At 40.7% G+C, this 15,068-nt stretch carries 17 protein-coding genes and 1 riboswitch; of the genes, 4 read left to right on the forward strand and 13 right to left on the reverse strand.

The window, feature by feature from the left end:
• Positions 1-12: 12 nt before the first annotated feature.
• On the reverse strand, positions 13-714 hold the full coding sequence (locus tag C6344_RS05705) for an AIM24 family protein (protein ID WP_034660996.1): 702 nt from the start codon (positions 712-714) through the stop codon (positions 13-15).
• Between the two features lie 259 nt (positions 715-973).
• Here C6344_RS05705 and cspD point away from each other — a divergent pair, with 259 nt between their 5' ends.
• Positions 974-1,174: a cold-shock protein CspD gene (cspD, locus tag C6344_RS05710; RefSeq protein WP_003215784.1), complete on the forward strand. Its 201-nt coding sequence runs from the start codon at positions 974-976 to the stop codon at positions 1,172-1,174.
• A 51-nt stretch (positions 1,175-1,225) separates the two neighbouring features.
• Here the strand turns inward: cspD and C6344_RS05715 are convergent, their stop codons facing one another.
• From C6344_RS05715 to C6344_RS05725, 3 genes are all read right to left on the reverse strand, one after another.
• A complete protein-coding gene (locus tag C6344_RS05715) occupies positions 1,226-1,408 on the reverse strand; it encodes a hypothetical protein (RefSeq protein ID WP_003215507.1) in 183 nt (60 codons plus the stop codon).
• A 169-nt stretch (positions 1,409-1,577) separates the two neighbouring features.
• Entirely contained in the window at positions 1,578-1,760 is a 183-nt protein-coding gene (locus tag C6344_RS05720) for a zinc-finger domain-containing protein (RefSeq protein ID WP_003215998.1), read from the reverse strand.
• A gap of 1 nt (position 1,761) precedes the next feature.
• Positions 1,762-2,433: a ribonuclease H family protein gene (locus C6344_RS05725; protein WP_106072821.1), complete on the reverse strand. Its 672-nt coding sequence runs from the start codon at positions 2,431-2,433 to the stop codon at positions 1,762-1,764.
• A 94-nt stretch (positions 2,434-2,527) separates the two neighbouring features.
• Between C6344_RS05725 and C6344_RS05730 the strand changes: the two genes are divergently transcribed.
• The 3 genes from C6344_RS05730 to C6344_RS05740 are packed head-to-tail and all read left to right on the forward strand — an operon-like array spanning position 2,528 to position 3,784.
• Positions 2,528-3,217, forward strand: coding sequence for a queuosine precursor transporter (locus C6344_RS05730; RefSeq protein WP_106031072.1), 690 nt, complete (start codon positions 2,528-2,530; stop codon positions 3,215-3,217).
• Position 3,218: 1 nt separating this feature from the next.
• Positions 3,219-3,614: a reverse transcriptase-like protein gene (locus C6344_RS05735; RefSeq protein ID WP_106031071.1), complete on the forward strand. Its 396-nt coding sequence runs from the start codon at positions 3,219-3,221 to the stop codon at positions 3,612-3,614.
• 44 nt (positions 3,615-3,658) lie between these two features.
• A complete protein-coding gene (locus C6344_RS05740) occupies positions 3,659-3,784 on the forward strand; it encodes a hypothetical protein (RefSeq protein WP_003215584.1) in 126 nt (41 codons plus the stop codon).
• Positions 3,785-3,800: 16 nt separating this feature from the next.
• On the opposite strand, the gene C6344_RS05745 is transcribed toward C6344_RS05740, so the two are convergent.
• The 9 genes from C6344_RS05745 to C6344_RS05790 all read right to left on the reverse strand — a co-directional run bounded on the left by C6344_RS05745 (position 3,801) and on the right by C6344_RS05790 (position 14,975).
• Entirely contained in the window at positions 3,801-4,688 is an 888-nt protein-coding gene (locus C6344_RS05745; protein WP_106072822.1) for a 5'-3' exonuclease, read from the reverse strand.
• A 275-nt stretch (positions 4,689-4,963) separates the two neighbouring features.
• A complete protein-coding gene (locus C6344_RS05750; RefSeq protein WP_034661003.1) occupies positions 4,964-5,227 on the reverse strand; it encodes a YpbS family protein in 264 nt (87 codons plus the stop codon).
• Between the two features lie 41 nt (positions 5,228-5,268).
• Positions 5,269-8,868, reverse strand: coding sequence for a dynamin GTPase (dynA, locus tag C6344_RS05755; RefSeq protein ID WP_106071653.1), 3,600 nt, complete (start codon positions 8,866-8,868; stop codon positions 5,269-5,271).
• Between the two features lie 133 nt (positions 8,869-9,001).
• Positions 9,002-9,109 carry a Fur-regulated basic protein FbpC gene (gene fbpC, locus C6344_RS05760; protein WP_309415589.1) on the reverse strand — a complete coding sequence of 36 codons (108 nt, stop codon included), beginning with the start codon at positions 9,107-9,109 and terminating at the stop codon, positions 9,002-9,004.
• 64 nt (positions 9,110-9,173) lie between these two features.
• Positions 9,174-9,683: an isoprenylcysteine carboxyl methyltransferase family protein gene (locus C6344_RS05765; RefSeq protein WP_060596709.1), complete on the reverse strand. Its 510-nt coding sequence runs from the start codon at positions 9,681-9,683 to the stop codon at positions 9,174-9,176.
• Positions 9,680-10,780: a type III polyketide synthase gene (locus C6344_RS05770; RefSeq protein ID WP_106072823.1), complete on the reverse strand. Its 1,101-nt coding sequence runs from the start codon at positions 10,778-10,780 to the stop codon at positions 9,680-9,682. The genes C6344_RS05765 and C6344_RS05770 overlap by 4 nt, the downstream gene beginning before the upstream one ends.
• A 434-nt stretch (positions 10,781-11,214) precedes the next feature.
• A complete protein-coding gene (pbuX, locus tag C6344_RS05780; protein WP_066030745.1) occupies positions 11,215-12,534 on the reverse strand; it encodes a xanthine permease PbuX in 1,320 nt (439 codons plus the stop codon).
• The gene (xpt, locus tag C6344_RS05785) at positions 12,531-13,115 is read right to left on the reverse strand and encodes a xanthine phosphoribosyltransferase (protein WP_106071688.1); all 585 of its coding nucleotides are present in this window, start codon (positions 13,113-13,115) and stop codon (positions 12,531-12,533) included. The genes pbuX and xpt overlap by 4 nt, the downstream gene beginning before the upstream one ends.
• 118 nt (positions 13,116-13,233) lie before the next feature.
• Positions 13,234-13,333, reverse strand: a riboswitch (purine riboswitch).
• Between the two features lie 136 nt (positions 13,334-13,469).
• Positions 13,470-14,975 carry a carboxypeptidase M32 gene (locus C6344_RS05790; protein WP_034661008.1) on the reverse strand — a complete coding sequence of 502 codons (1,506 nt, stop codon included), beginning with the start codon at positions 14,973-14,975 and terminating at the stop codon, positions 13,470-13,472.
• Between the last annotated feature and the right edge of the window lie 93 nt (positions 14,976-15,068).

Raw genomic sequence — 15,068 nt, forward strand, 5'->3', positions numbered from 1 at the left:
ACACCTTTTTCTTTATCCTTGATTTCCATTTGTTGTGTACACTTCTTCAAACGGCTGCACGACAACAAAACCGCTTCCGCTAAATTTCATTTGAATAGACTCTCCGCTTCCTCTGCCAATAAAGGTTTTGAATGAAACATCTGTCACAAATTCAGTTTTTAAATCCCCTGACCATGCAACTGTCGCGTTCGGATCTGTATAGACAGAGTCACCCGGCTGAACAATCAATGTGAGCGGCTCATAATGACTCGTAATCGCAACAAGGCCTGGTCCTTCTAATTTGACATTAAATAAACCGCCTGCAAGCATGCCCGACACTTTTTTCATCAATTTGATATCCCAGCGCACTGACGGTTCAAATGCGAGCAGATCATTCCCATTCACAAAAATGGAATCCCCTTGAGCCAAACGAAGAATTGAGATTTTTTTGCCTTGATCTGCCACATATAATTTCCCATCACCTGTTGCCTTCATGAGTGAAGTGCCTTCTCCTGACAGCATTTTTTTGAACATCTTTGAGACGCCATGTTCAAAAACGCCCTCGCGTTCAAACTTGATTTTGCCTCGGTACGAAACCATGGAACCTGTTTTTGCCCAAATGGTATCAGTCAAATTAATTTCTAAAAGTCTTGATGTTTCAAGTTCGAAGACCCCTTCTCCTTTATCTTCCTGCTGCGTATTCTGAACAAATTCTTCAAGTGTATAACGATTCATGATAGCACCTCTTCCTGTATTTTTTTTATATACGGACAAGGTGTGCATAAAGTTTCAGAAAATGGGGACGGTTTATCTTTTATTATTATTCGCCAAAAAAAATCAAACATTCTGCTCAAAATTTGGCTCTCACGCTTGACGCTTTACTTTTGATGGTGTATAGTGGAACCATCATTTAACAACTGCAAAGTCGTTAGGTGATGAAAATTTTTTTTAGTATGCCAAAAGGTATGCTACAGTACTAGGAGGAAAAAGCAATATGCAAAACGGTAAAGTAAAATGGTTCAATAATGAAAAAGGTTTCGGCTTCATTGAAGTTGAAGGCGGAGACGATGTATTCGTTCACTTCACAGCTATCGAAGGTGACGGCTACAAGTCTTTAGAAGAAGGACAAGAAGTTTCTTTTGAAATCGTTGAAGGTAATCGTGGACCTCAAGCTGCAAACGTAACAAAAATCTAATCAACTAAATCAATGATGTAAAGACAAAATAAAGAGAGGCCTATGCCTCTCTTATTTGATTTTCAGCTGAATTTCAATCGCTAAAATATTTTGCTTCAGTCGTTGTTCAATTTCAGAGATATCTTTTTCGAGAAAAGGTCTTCCCTTCTTTGCTACATCTACTAGTTGCTCTAGATCGCTGTACACCTCTTGAAATGTTCGATGTAATACCGTTTCGAACTCCTTATTATTCATACCGGCCTTCCCCTTTTCCTCTAATATCCGTCACTTAGTCAAAAAGTAACTCAACCAAAACTTTCTATAGTTATATCGGCTCATTTTTCAGAATATGTTCTTTTTTTACACATTCTATCCGTTTTTTTTCATGAACGGATGTTTGAGCAGGGAAAACCGGTGCGTCCGCTTACTTTTTGAGCAGCGTCTGTCCATATTCTTTTATTTTCTCTCCAACGGTGCATTGCTGTATACAAAAGGAATGGGCATATTTTTTGCCAAATTCTTTCCGAAAATGCTTCTTAATCAAACAATCTGAACAATACGTGTCTTGAAGATCGGTCAATTCTTGTACTGCTGTTTTTTTATCCACATTATTCAGCTCCGTCTGCTTCTAATTTCAATGTACTTTCGATTGGGACGTCTGCAAGAATCTGTCTTGCAAGCTGATCCGCTTCTGCATTTTGTTTCCGATCGATGACTTCATAGGTTGGCGTCAGCTTCAGCTCTTTTAAAGCCGCTTCAATTCGGTCAAGCCATTTGTTATGTACATCATCATAACAAGGCCATTCTCCTTTTAACTGATTCATGACAACAAGTGAATCTCCTCTAATCGTGACAGAATTTCTGCTTGCCCCTAGGTCTTTTAAAGCTTTTACTGCCTCAAATAAAGCCGCATACTCTGCTTCATTATTGGTGCTCCCTTGGAAAGGCTGATTTTTTCTCAATCGATAAGCGTCTTTTCCCAGCTTATAGTAGACGACAACTCCAAGACCAGAGTCGCCTGTTTCTTTATGAAAACTTGCATCAAAATAGACTTGAAGCTGATCAGGTTCAAGCTTTAGTTCTTCATTTAGCTTTTCAAGCTCTTTTATGGACCACATGGCCCCTTTTTCATCTTCAAATGACAGGAGTGACTGTGGTTCTTTTTTGTCGATATATTTTGCTAACCTCAAGGCCTCTTTTAGCTCCAACCAATCTTCTTGGTAAAAAGCAATGGACCCAATTGATTTCACTTTCATTGTGTAGTGTGCTCTTAATTTCATTGATCACATCGCCTTCCCGTGCTTTTAAGGTAAACATACGTTATGCTATAATCAAAAAGTTACATTTTACAATGAGAAAGGAAGTTCATGTCACTTGTTTAATGAAGGTATTTGGATCTTATTTGCGATCATTAATTTTATCATTGTTCTTCTATTTTATAAAGGATTTGGCAAGATGGGCCTTTTTGTCTGGATTGGCTTTGCGACGGCTGCCGCAAATTTACAAGTTGTCAAAACCGTTGAATTATTTGGCTTAACGGCAACACTTGGAAATATTTTGTACGGCAGTGTGTTCTTTGCAACGGACGTATTAAATGAAAAATATGGACAAAATGAAGCGAGAAAAGCTGTCTGGATTGGCTTTGCCACCCTTTTAACACTAACTGTTGTCATGCAGGAGGCTTTGCTTTTCCATCCCGCTCCATCTGATATCTCACAAACATCGCTGGAAACGATATTTGGCTTTATGCCAAGGGTTGCACTTGGCAGTCTCGCTGCTTATATGATCAGTCAAATGCTAGATGTTTATGTATATTCGTTTATTCGCCGGATATTTCCTTCCGATGGTGCGCTCTGGGTGCGCAACGCCGGAAGTACGATGATTAGCCAGCTTCTTGATACACTGATTTTCACGACCATTGCCTTTCTTGGCACGTATCCATTTCATGTATGGATTGAAATCTTCATCACGACATATGTCATTAAATTTATCGTAGCTGCGATTGCGACACCTTACGCGTATGCAGCGAAAAAAATGGTTCCGCTTGATGAAAGGGTGAAATAATGTGCCAGCTGAAATATACATTGATGGTGCAAGTGCAGGTAATCCAGGTCCCTCTGGCATCGGCATTTTCATTAAATATGATGGAAAGGCTGAATCCTTCTCCATTCCTCTTAAATCAATGAGCAATCACGAAGCAGAATTTTCCGCTCTGATCGAGGGGATGAAAATATGCGCGGAAAAAGGATTGCGTACCGTTTCATTTCGAACAGATTCACAAGTAGTTGACCGCGCAGCCAATGCAGGATTTGCTAAAAATCCAGCCTTTCAGCATTTTATCAAAGAGATGATCGAACTTCAAAGCCAGTTTGATTTATTTTTCATTAAATGGATTCCGAGTAAGGAAAATCAAATAGCGGATCAGCTCGCTAGAAAAGCGATTCACCTTTCTAAAGGATGAATCGCTTTTTTTCGGTTATGCTAATGTGTGTGAGGTGATACTGATTGGATAAAGAAAATAAAGGTCGTGTCACAAATGGGACAACCCCACAAGGTGATGCGCAAACAAAAGATAAACAGCCACTATCTCAGCTGGAAAATAGAGCGAAGAAAAGCAATACAAAAAGATGAACCTGAGAGATCGGCTTTAGCTGATCTCTATTTTACTTAAACGATTCATCATCGGTTCGATTCCTTTGATTTGATGGTACCTCAGCATAGCAGCAGCACGTTCTTGATTGATGTTCATTTTCGTCTCATCAATTGGACAGCTGAGCGGGACATCACATTTGATCTCTGCCAATAGACGAGAAAGCTTCAGATCTTCTAATCCTGCTTGCATTTTCTTTTGCTGTGCAGCCGTTAGTTCATGGACATTTTCTAGCAAACCGTCAATCGTTTCATATGTTTGGATAAATTTTAATGCGGTTTTTTCTCCGATTCCTTTGACACCTGGATAATTATCACTTGCATCACCCATGAGTGCTTTCATATCGATCAGCGCCTTTGGAGAGATTCCCATTTCCTCTTCGAATAAGGCTTTTGTATAATGTTTATAATTGCCAATTCCTTTTTGCATCAAGGCAACAGTGACTTGTTCATTCAAAATTTGCAGCAAATCTTTGTCTCCAGTTAGGACAGTCACCCGTGCTTCTTTTTGGTAGAGCGCAGCAAGAGTACCGATACAATCATCTGCTTCAAAGCCCTTTAAACCAATGTTTACAATTCCCAGTTCTTCTGTAGCTTCTTTTGCTAAATCGAATTGCGGAATGAGCTCGACAGGCGCCTCTCCTCGATTTGCTTTATAATTTTGAAACAATTCGTTTCGGTATGTTTGGCTTCCCATATCCCAGCAGCAAACAATATGAGTTGGCTCAAATGTCTGTACAGCCGTTAATAAGTGCTTTAAATAGCCATTGACTCCATTTGTCGGCACACCGTGATCATTTATCATAAAATTGCGATGTACAGCCGTTGCATAAAACGATCTGAACAAAAGCGCCATTCCATCTACAAGCAGTACGTGTTTATTCATTCTTATAAACTCCCTTTTTCAAAACAATACTCCTATTCTATCACAGAACACAAAACTCGACATAAAAAAGGCGCCTTCTTCTTTTAGAAAAGAAGAGGCACCCTGTTTACTTTTGACCGTATTGCATTTTTTTCGACTCTGCTTCTGCATAGGACGGCATGTCTTTTTGTTTAGGGTCACGCTCATCCTGCTGCTTTGTCTGTTGCTTTTTTTTCATGATCATTCCCCTTTCTCGGTACATTCATTAAGATGACCAAAAAAGAGAAAGTTACTCTTTACTTCTGTTTCCGCTTGACATACTCCCTGACCATATCATTCGTCACATGCTTACGCAGCGGAACAATACCGCCTCGTGCAAGCTCATTCATCTTCGACGTAATGGCATTGATGTCGTCTGTTGTAAATGGCTCGTTTTGCTCACATTTGAATACAGCAGTCTCTATTGCTTGTTCTCTTTTCTGTTCAAGCTCAAGAAAGGACTGAATATGAGCATGCTGCTTTTGTGAGTGAGCGGAAATCTCTTCGTGTACGCTCGTCATTTTCTATCAACTGCTTTCTTTTTTATTTAGTCTACCATGAATCAAATGGTTTTCAACTGGTTCTTCCATTCGTTTGTTTGTTCATATACTTGTTCAATTACCGCCTGTTCTTTGGCATCTGTCGTTAGGCTCGTGATAAATGTTTGTTTTTGTTCACTTAGCTGCTCGAGCGCTTCTGTTTCATATCTTTCAGTAAAGGTCTTCACCATTGTGTCGTACCTGCTCAGTAATTCTTCTTTTTCTTTATCTGCCCATTTCGTGGTTAACTGATGAAGAATATCTCGAATCGCTTCAATGAACGCAGCCTTTCCATTCTGTTCAAAGAAAACTTTCGCTGATTTTTGCTTCTTTAAGAGCGGTTCGAATGGTGTCAGTTCAGATTCGACTTCAATTTGTTTCAGCTCAGCATTTTTCTCTTCTGGCGGCGACAGTGAGAGAGAAAAGTAAGGGTCTTCTGCACATGCCGCCTGCAATCCTTTTTCCCATTCCTCTTGGAAGTATTGATGAATAAACGATTCCATTCGGATATCAAGCGCCTTTAACTCCTGTACAAATTCAAATTCATAATCCTTCAGTGCCTGTTCAAGCGCTTTTTTCAACTGCTGCCTGAAGTCTCCTTGAGATATTCCAGGGTAAAAGGCTGTCTTTAACAGATCATTCGCAAATAGTGATAGGCGCTGGACAATATGATAGAGCTGTTCATGTAAGTCCTTTTTCACACTTTCTGTCACTAGCTTAGATTGTTTGATATGACTCATTTGATCAAGAATCGCTTCATAGGATGTGTCTATCTTTTTCTTTTCCGCTTGCTTCTCATCTTCTGACTGATGCAGTGTCGCATGCAGCTTGTCGACTGTGCTACATAACATGCCGGCTTCAAAATACAAAAGCTCGATCGCATCTTTCGTTAATTCTTCCTCAATAAAATAGTCGAGCTGTTTTCTAAGCTTTGCATATTGATTATAAGCTGTCTCTCCCTTTCCTTCGATTTCTTCCTTACTGGACACATGATGAAGGTTTGGGTTTCGGATGCCTTCTTTTGTGAGCTCATTATTCACATAGTCAAAGACGGTGTCAAGCTCTGCTTGATCCTTTGCGAGGTCAGCTGCATTGATAATAAAGAACATTTTATCCATGCTAAATGAATCTTTTACAAGCCCAAGCTTACGTAAAAATGACCGATCTGCCTTCGAGAAAGAGTGCTGGTAGTAAGTTAAATAAAGAAGAGCATCTGCGTCCTTCATATATTGAAAGGCAATCTCTGTATGGCGCTTATTCATACTGCTGGCGCCTGGCGTATCAACAATAGTCAGCCCTTTATCTGTTAAAGGTGTACTCAAATACACCGTCACTTCCTTCACCACACAAGAAACAGCTTCTTCCGCCACATATGGCCTCAGTTCTTGAAGAGTGACATGAAGCGGCGTTTGCTTCGTAATGTGATGAAGGAAACGTGTATGCGCTTGTAAAAAATGTTCAACAATGATGCGGTGATCTTGTTCAAGCTGTCTTTTTTTCAGCGTTCGTTCGAGCTTGGATGTAAACGTCTCTCCCTTTTCTTCTGAGATCGAAAATCCGAGGATCTGATTGAGCTCCTCTAATATATCCTGTTCTGTTTTGAACACCACTTTTACACTTTCATGCGGGTGATCTTCCGTCGGCCGCGTCAGCTTATTAATCGTTGCCGTTGTTGGCGTGGGAGAGGATGGCAGTACCTTTCTCCCAACAAGGGCATTTGCAAAGGAAGATTTCCCCGAACTAAAAGCCCCAAATAAAGCGAGTGTGAATTCTTTCGCTTGCAGCCGCTTTGTTCGTTTTTCAAAGGACTTTCTTTGAGATTTGAGAGCGTCTAATGGCAATAAAATCTGAGAAAGCTGTTCAAACTGGTCAATTGACTGTGCCGTCGTGACATGCTGTGACTGACGCATTTGATGTTGCTCTGTCTGCTTCTGCGGTTTTTCTTGCTCGCTCTCTTCGGGATGAATGGGCGCGTGATCCTGCTTTAGCTGGTCATGCTGCATCCGCCTCTTTTTCGCATAAAACCAATCTTCTTCGATCTGTTCATCCGTTCCGTTTTGCCATATATCCCATACATGTTGAATATCACGCTTCATTTGTTCATTTTTTCCGATGCACTGCTCAAGCGTTTGGAGTTCTTTTGCAGACTGGTCCCATTTTTCTTGATGTTTTGCTTTATCTTTCATAAGCTGGGCTTTCAGCGACTCAGACATTTGTTCAATCAGTGTCATCGCTTTCTGTTTTGCCTGTCTTCTCAAGGCTTCGCCAGCATCTTTTGCATATTGTAGTACGTATTCATTGGAGAACGTCGCACCATGATGAATCACACTTTCAAGGAGTGCTTCTTGCACAGGTGTTTCAAATGCCATCACTTGATTTAATAACTCTTCACCAAGCTGATGCTTCTTGACTTCTTTTTTAAGCAGCTCAGCAATATGCCAGTCCACTTCAGCTTTCATCCTCGCTTTGACATCTGTTAAGAAGTCGGTTGCCCGTTTTTCTTTTTCTTGCTCAGTTTTATTTTTAGCAAAAAGCAGTCCCACTTTAAAGCCAGGTGCTTTTGATTCAATATAGTCGCTTGCGAGTTCCCTCATTTTAAATGGAGTGAGGTTGGCATTCTTTAAAATGCTCTCGACTTCAGAAGATACTTCATCTTCTAACTGTTTGGCTCCATTTTCAATGAAGTAGTTTTTCGCTTCAAACTCCTTTACTTCTTTTCTTTTTTCTTGAAGCTGTGAATCAAGCTCTTCACCTTGCAGCTCTTCTTTTAACGAGTCAATGTGTTCTTTTAAAACATGCTCAATTTTTTGCTCAGTATAAGCACGAAGTGATGCTTTCGGCAACGTCTGTAATTCTTGTAGTTTTTCGATTAAACGAATCATTTCATTTCTTGGATGCGTCTCATCGGTTACAGATGTAAAGTATAGATGATCTTCTTCAATGCCCTCTTTAAGGAGCATGTCAATCACTTGATTTTTGTAGTCTTCAAATGCAGTCTCATGCTCATCATGCCGGTCCACTTGATTCACGATGAAATAAAGATTTGGCACTTTTTCTTTAATGGAACGAATGAAACGAATGTTTTCTTCAGAATGAACATGGTTGTAGTGAACGACATAAAAAAGAGCATCTGCTTGATGAAGAATAGAGGCAGCAGACAAAAAGTGTGCATGATCCGTTGAATCAATTCCTGGCGTATCAATCAGTGCCACCTTTTCTCCCAGTCCTCTATAGTCACCGCTAATTTCCACCATCTCAATCTGTTCTCCATCCTTACAAAAACGCTGTACTGCTTCTTTATCATAAGAACCGCTCATTTTTGCAAAACGGTCATCAGAGGTGTGAAGCTGCACTTCACTTTCCCCTTTCCTCACGACGACCAAGTTTGCACTTGTTGGGATTGGGCTCGTTGGCAAAATGTGATCATGAAGCAGATGATTCACAAGTGATGACTTTCCAGCAGAATAGTGGCCGGTAAATGCGATATACACTTCTTCTTCTGCTTCCTTTTTGATAATCGATGCAAGTTTGGCTGCGCGCTCATGATCATCCCTTTTGAGAAAGCTTTGATATAAAGCTCCTGTAGTTTGAACGAGCGAATCTCGAATAGACAAGTCTTTCATGACGATAAACCCCTTTGTTTTTAGAAAAGTCAGTTATGTATGTGATACCATTTTACACAAAATAAAGAGATTTTTCTTCTGATCTGAGGAAATAAAAAAAATCTGCTGCCCGATCAGTCGCAATTGACTGAGATCAGGAAGCAGATTTTTTGGAGACACCTTTTAATACGAAGCCAATTAATAGGCTGTATATACACACCGTACCGAGTAAGAAAATCATTGTCATGTGATCACCGTCCATCCTTCATGATTGAGAATGTTTATCATTAATGAAAGTGTAGCACAATTGATAATGATTTTCAATATTAATTTAGCAAATACTGATTTAACGCTTTCTCCTCTGTTTGAATTCTTACAGCCATCATCCATGCATTTAAACACGTAAACAAAATGGCAGTGACATACGCCTCAAACAATAGCGGGATCAGCAAAAGCTCAATCGCCACGACTACATAGTTAGGGTGTTTCAACCAACGATACGGCCCTTTTTTTACAATCATTGCGTTTGGCACGACTAAAATCTTTGTATTCCAGTACGTCCCAAGGGAGCATAATGCCCAGTATCGAATGACCTGTGTAGCCATCAGGAAAAGGAGCAGCACAAGAAAATACCGGGACGACCCCTTATGTAAAAGCCCTATCTCAACTATGAGTGAGAGAAAAAAGGCCGTATGCATAGCGACCATATAGGGATAATGACTAGCACCAAATTCAATGGCACCCATCGCTTTTACTTTTCTTTCATTTCTTTTGGCCACAAGCATTTCAATGAGCCGCTGACAAACGAAGAACCCGATAACAAGCCAAATGATCATGACAAGACATCCTCCCATTTCATAAGCAGCAGTTCTGAGGAAAAGCCTGGACCAAGCGCCCCGCAAAGGCCAATATCCCCCGCTTCAATTGATTGATGTTCAAGGAAATGCTTGATGACATACAAAACTGTGGCAGAGGACATATTTCCGTGTTGTTTGAGTACTTCTTTTGAAGAAAATAGCTGATTCTCTCGTAAAGATAGACTTTCAACATAGGCATCAATCACTTTTTTTCCTCCAGGATGGGCAAGAAAAACGGATAAGTCTTTAGTTGAACATCCAAGCTCCTCTAAAAATTGATCCACCTGCTCTTTTAACCAGCCTGAAATCATAGACGGAATGTCACGGGAGAAAATAACCCGAAAGCCGTCACTTGTAAATTCCCAGCCCATCACATCCTCAGAATCCTTCATCGTGCCGGATTGTGTACTTAGTACTTTAGGGACTGTTTTTAAATGGGCATATTCTAGTGCAGCCGTTTCTCCAGCTAAAAGAGCCGCAGCCGTCCCGTCTCCAAATAAGGAGGTGCCGATTAAATTGCTTTTTGATTGATCTTGCGGCTGAAAGGTTAAACTGCACAGCTCACAGGCAACGACGAGCACCTTTGCTTCTGGATATGCCCTTATGTATTCATAAGCCCGAGACAGCCCTGCCGCACCACCCCCGCACCCTAGCCCCCAGATCGGTACTCGTTTCGTATAAGGAGAAAAAGGAAGTACGTTCATCAGCTTTGCATCAAGACTTGGGGTCGATAAGCCGGTACTTGAAATAAAAAACAGTGCATCGATCTCTTCAACCGGAATCGGCTTTTTCAGAAACGCCTGCTCTTGAAGACAATGTAAGATCGCTTCTTTTGCATGAGCCAGTGCCTTCTCCAAATAGATATTGTTTTTCTCTTCAAAAGAGTGGTGCGTCTGATACCATTCAATGGGCTGCACAAACTGCCTGCTCTGAATTTCTCCATTTTGAAAAGCTCTCAGCAGCCGATCAATATCTTTAAACGATCGTTTAAATTGAGACCTAGCAAATTGAGCAGCTGTTTTCTGATCCACGTGATGCTTCGGGTGACTCGTTCCAATTGAAAGAATGTACGCCATCGGCTTCACCTCTTTTTTCGTTAATATCCCCTATCGAAAAAAGGATATACATGCCAAATCGTCACAATTCAGTCAAAACATTTTCCTCCGTCTAACTTTTTGTCTTGACGACAATTGATAAATATTGGATAATATAGTTGAAAACATGATGTAGTTTTCCTCCTTCACAGGTTCGTTCCAAGCCAAGCGAACCTGCTTTTTTTATGCAAAAAAACACCTCTTAATGAGAGGTGTTTCAGATTGTTGACAAAGGGCTAAAATGATCTTTATTTTAGCCCTTTGTCTTCTTTTCAGCGTGATAGAAAACCTTTGAAGTCTAGGAAGGACGAGCACCGAAGCGGAGCGAATTTAACATTCGTGAGCATCGGCGCACAGGACTGACACCGAATGCGAGGGTTTGTCTACACGCTGAAACACCTCTTAATGAGAGGTGTTTACATAACAGATTGCTTAGGTTCTTCTATCAGATCCTGCCCTGTTTCTTTTTTAAATGGAATCATGTGATAAATAATATGAAGCAAAATAGCGGTAAAGCTACCGGCCACAATTCCGTTACTTGTTAATAATTTCATTGATTCTGGCAAATGCTCAAACATTTGCGGCACGACGGTGACACCTAAGCCGATCCCAACTGAGCAAGCAACAATTAGTAGGTTTTCCTGTTTGGCAAAATCCACGCGCGAGAGCATTTTAATACCGTAGGCAATGACCATCCCAAACATGGCGACCATTGCGCCGCCAAGAACTGATTTTGGAATAATCGTCGTAAATGCAGCAATTTTAGGAAAAAGTCCAAATAACATGAGCAATGCTCCTGTCACAACGATGACTTGATTTTTCTTGACTCCTGTCAACTGGATCAACCCAACGTTTTGCGAGTAGGCTGTGTAAGGAAATGCATTGAAAATACCACCTAATAAAACAGCAATCCCCTCTGCGCGATAGCCTTTCGCTAAATCCTTCTCTTTTAATGACCGGTTTGTTAAATCACCTAATGCGAAATAAACACCTGTTGATTCGACTAATGACACAATCGCAACTAACGTCATCGTCATAATGGGTGCAAACTCAAAGGTAGGCATGCCGAAATAAAATGGTTCAATCATACGGAAAACTTGAGCGTTCGCCACCTCAGCTGTTTCCACTTTCCCCATAAATGCAGCGACTGCTGTCCCAAGGAGAATACCGATTAAAATAGCGATCGCCTTCATAAAACCTTTTGTGAATCGATAGAGCAGCACAATGATAAACAGCACAAGGAAAGCGAGGCCTAGATTTTCAAAAGAACCATAATCTGCACTTCCTTCTCCTCCTGCCATATTGTTCATCGCTACTGGAATAAGGGTAATGCCAATAATGGTAACGACAGACCCTGTCACGACAGGCGGGAAAAATTTCACAAGCTTCCCAAAGAAAAAGGAAAGAAGAATGATGATACACCCAGAAGCGATAATACTTCCATAGATAGACGAAATTCCATATTTAGAGCCAATCGCAATCATAGGAGAAACCGCAGTAAATGTACAGCCTAATACAACAGGCAGACCGATACCAAAGAAACGGTTTTTCCATACTTGAAGAAGTGTGGCAGCCCCGCACATGAAAATATCTGCCGAGATTAAGTAAGTCAGCTGTGCAGGGGTGAGGCCGAGCGCATCTCCCACAATGAGCGGCACAAGAACGGCACCTGCATACATCGCCAGCACATGCTGAATCCCTAGCGAGAGCGTTTTGGCTTTTTTAGCGGCACTCATGATTGTACCTCCCGTACAAACGTGACTTTCCCTTCCTTAAGTGATTCAATACGTGCAAGGGACTCGACGCGGTAGCCCATTTGAACAAGCGCATTCCTTCCGGGCTGAAATGACTTTTCAATGACAATGCCAAATCCGGCTACTTTCGCCTTCGCCTGCTTTGCGATTGCAGCAAGCCCTTTAGCGGCTTCACCGTTCGCTAAAAAGTCATCAATGATTAATACACAATCTTTTTCACTGAGATGCGTATTTGAAACAGCGATCGTGCTTTCTACTTTTTTCGTAAAAGAGTACACACTCGCTGTTAATAGGTTATCTGTTAGTGTTAGTGATTGACGTTTTCGAGCAAAGACAACTGGTACTTGAAGAGCTAGTCCAGCCATCACAGCAGGTGCAATGCCAGAAGATTCGATTGTGACAATTTTTGTAATGCCATCATGCTTGAATAATCTAGCAAACTCTTGCCCGATCTCATGCATTAACACAGGATCAATTTGATGATTTAAAAAGGCATCTACCTTTAACACTTGATTTGACAGAACGATTCCTTCGTTCTCAATTTTTTGACGTAACAATTCCATCATTCTTCCTCCCAGCATATTGGCAAACATTTTCATTTTTTGCATAAAAAAAGCATTGCTGTCCATGAGGAGCAAGCAATGCGAAAACGATCCACGGATCTTCAGCTCAAACAAGAGCTGTTTCATTTTGCTCACTCATAGTCGGACTGTATCGGTGTCCGGTAGAAACTTGCGTGCCATCATCACGCGATTATATGAGTGTTATAGTGTTCAAATTATAACAAGATTTCAGACGCTTGGAAAGCACTTTTCCAGAAAAATACCGAACTTAAATAATAGATCAGATCAAAACGTTCGTTTTTAGAATATTCAAGCATCAAAAAAGCACCCTTCTGAGCAAAGGGTGCCTTTTATTTAAGATAAATACAATTTCGTATATTTATCTGTTAAATAATCGATTAAATATTGCACATTTAATTCCTCACCAGTCGCATCTTGAATGATTTCAGATGGTTTTTTGCGTTTTCCATGCTGGTGAACATGTTCTGTGAGCCATTCTTTTATCGGTGCAAAAGACCCGTTTTGAATCAGCTCATCAAAATTCGGTAAATCTTTGATCATTTGGTGCTTTAGTTGCGCCGCATACATATAACCAAGCGCATATGAAGGGAAATATCCAAAGCTTCCATCAGACCAGTGAACATCCTGCAAAATACCGAGTGCATCATTAGGAGGCGTAATGCCAAGATACGCTTTATATTTTTCATTCCACAGTGCAGGCAGGTCTTCAACTGCTACTTCTTCATTAAAAATCGCTTTTTCAATTTCATAGCGGATGATAATGTGAAGCGGATACGTCAGTTCATCTGCCTCAATTCGAATGTAAGTCGGCTTCGATTCATTCACTGCATGCACAAAGTCTTCTAAAGAGACATCTTTAAATTGCTCAGGAGACGCTTCTTGCAGCTTATGATAATACGTTTTCCAGAAATCTTCATGTCTGCCGATAAAATTCTCAAAGAAAAGAGACTGTGATTCATGGATCCCCATTGATGTGCCATCACATAATAGCGTTCCGCTCAGTGCCTCATCAATGTTTTGCTCGTAGATGGCATGACCACACTCATGAATCGTGCCAAAGATCGCCATCCGAAAATCATGCTCATCATAACGGGTCGTCACACGAACATCCCCTCTGCTCAATGTCACAGCAAACGGATGAACCGTTGTATCCAGACGTCCTGCGTCAAAGTCATACCCCAATTCTTTTAAGAAGAAGAGACTCAGTTCCTTTTGTTTGTCGATCGGAAAGCTTTTCGATAAAAATGAAGTATCCGGCTTATGAGGAGAGGCTTCGATTTTTTTCACGAGAGGAACAATGGCATCACGAAGTGCACCAAACTTTTGATCGAGCTGTTCAACCGTCATATCTGGCTCATAGTTATTGAGCAGCACATCGTATGGCGTTTGTTTCACGCCCCAATATTGAATAAAGCGCTTGTTAAAATCAATGAGCTGTTTTAAGTATGGTGCAAAGAGTGAAAAGTCTGATTTCTCCCTTGCTTCTACCCAGACATGCTCTGCTTTTGATTGCAAAATCGAGTATTCTTTAAATTCTTCTTTCGGAATTTTGCTGTTTTCATCATACTCTTTTTGTGATAATTCGAGCGCCTTTTGTGTATCTTTTGACAGCTCATCTCGATGTTTGTTTAATGCGTGAAGAAGATCTCTCATTTCATCAGAAGTCTTCATATTAAAAATATCACTTGATAATTGACCGATCGTTTCAGCTCTGAAATCGGCGCTTTTTTTAGGCGCCTGTGTTCTAGAGTCCCAATAAAGTAAATGGAGCGCCTCCGTATAATGGGCGATTTTTCCTAGTAATTGATAAAACGCTTTCTCTTTTGCTTCAAGACTCATACGTTTGTTCCCCCAATCAATAAAATATGTATGTACGTTTCAAGGCTACTTCAAGGAATGTTCTTTTGTCAATGAAAAAGGAGGATACTCAGA

This window comes from Bacillus sp. GBSW19, from assembly GCF_002998655.1.
GTDB lineage: Bacteria > Bacillota > Bacilli > Bacillales > Bacillaceae > Bacillus.

Excerpts from the sequence above, each read along its gene's own strand:
- C6344_RS05750 (WP_034661003.1), bottom strand. The coding sequence starts at position 5,227 with ATGACGAGCGTACACGAAGAGATTTCCGCTCACTCACAAAAGCAGCAT.
- C6344_RS05715 (WP_003215507.1), bottom strand. The coding sequence starts at position 1,408 with ATGAATAATAAGGAGTTCGAAACGGTATTACATCGAACATTTCAAGAG.
- C6344_RS05725 (WP_106072821.1), bottom strand. The coding sequence starts at position 2,433 with ATGAAATTAAGAGCACACTACACAATGAAAGTGAAATCAATTGGGTCC.
- C6344_RS05790 (WP_034661008.1), bottom strand. The coding sequence starts at position 14,975 with ATGAGTCTTGAAGCAAAAGAGAAAGCGTTTTATCAATTACTAGGAAAA.
- dynA (WP_106071653.1), bottom strand. The coding sequence starts at position 8,868 with ATGAAAGACTTGTCTATTCGAGATTCGCTCGTTCAAACTACAGGAGCT.
- pbuX (WP_066030745.1), bottom strand. The coding sequence starts at position 12,534 with ATGAGTGCCGCTAAAAAAGCCAAAACGCTCTCGCTAGGGATTCAGCAT.
- fbpC (WP_309415589.1), bottom strand. The coding sequence starts at position 9,109 with ATGGACGGTGATCACATGACAATGATTTTCTTACTCGGTACGGTGTGT.
- C6344_RS05765 (WP_060596709.1), bottom strand. The coding sequence starts at position 9,683 with ATGATCATTTGGCTTGTTATCGGGTTCTTCGTTTGTCAGCGGCTCATT.
- C6344_RS05705 (WP_034660996.1), bottom strand. The coding sequence starts at position 714 with ATGAATCGTTATACACTTGAAGAATTTGTTCAGAATACGCAGCAGGAA.
- xpt (WP_106071688.1), bottom strand. The coding sequence starts at position 13,115 with ATGGAATTGTTACGTCAAAAAATTGAGAACGAAGGAATCGTTCTGTCA.
- C6344_RS05770 (WP_106072823.1), bottom strand. The coding sequence starts at position 10,780 with ATGGCGTACATTCTTTCAATTGGAACGAGTCACCCGAAGCATCACGTG.
- C6344_RS05745 (WP_106072822.1), bottom strand. The coding sequence starts at position 4,688 with ATGAATAAACACGTACTGCTTGTAGATGGAATGGCGCTTTTGTTCAGA.
- cspD (WP_003215784.1), top strand. The coding sequence starts at position 974 with ATGCAAAACGGTAAAGTAAAATGGTTCAATAATGAAAAAGGTTTCGGC.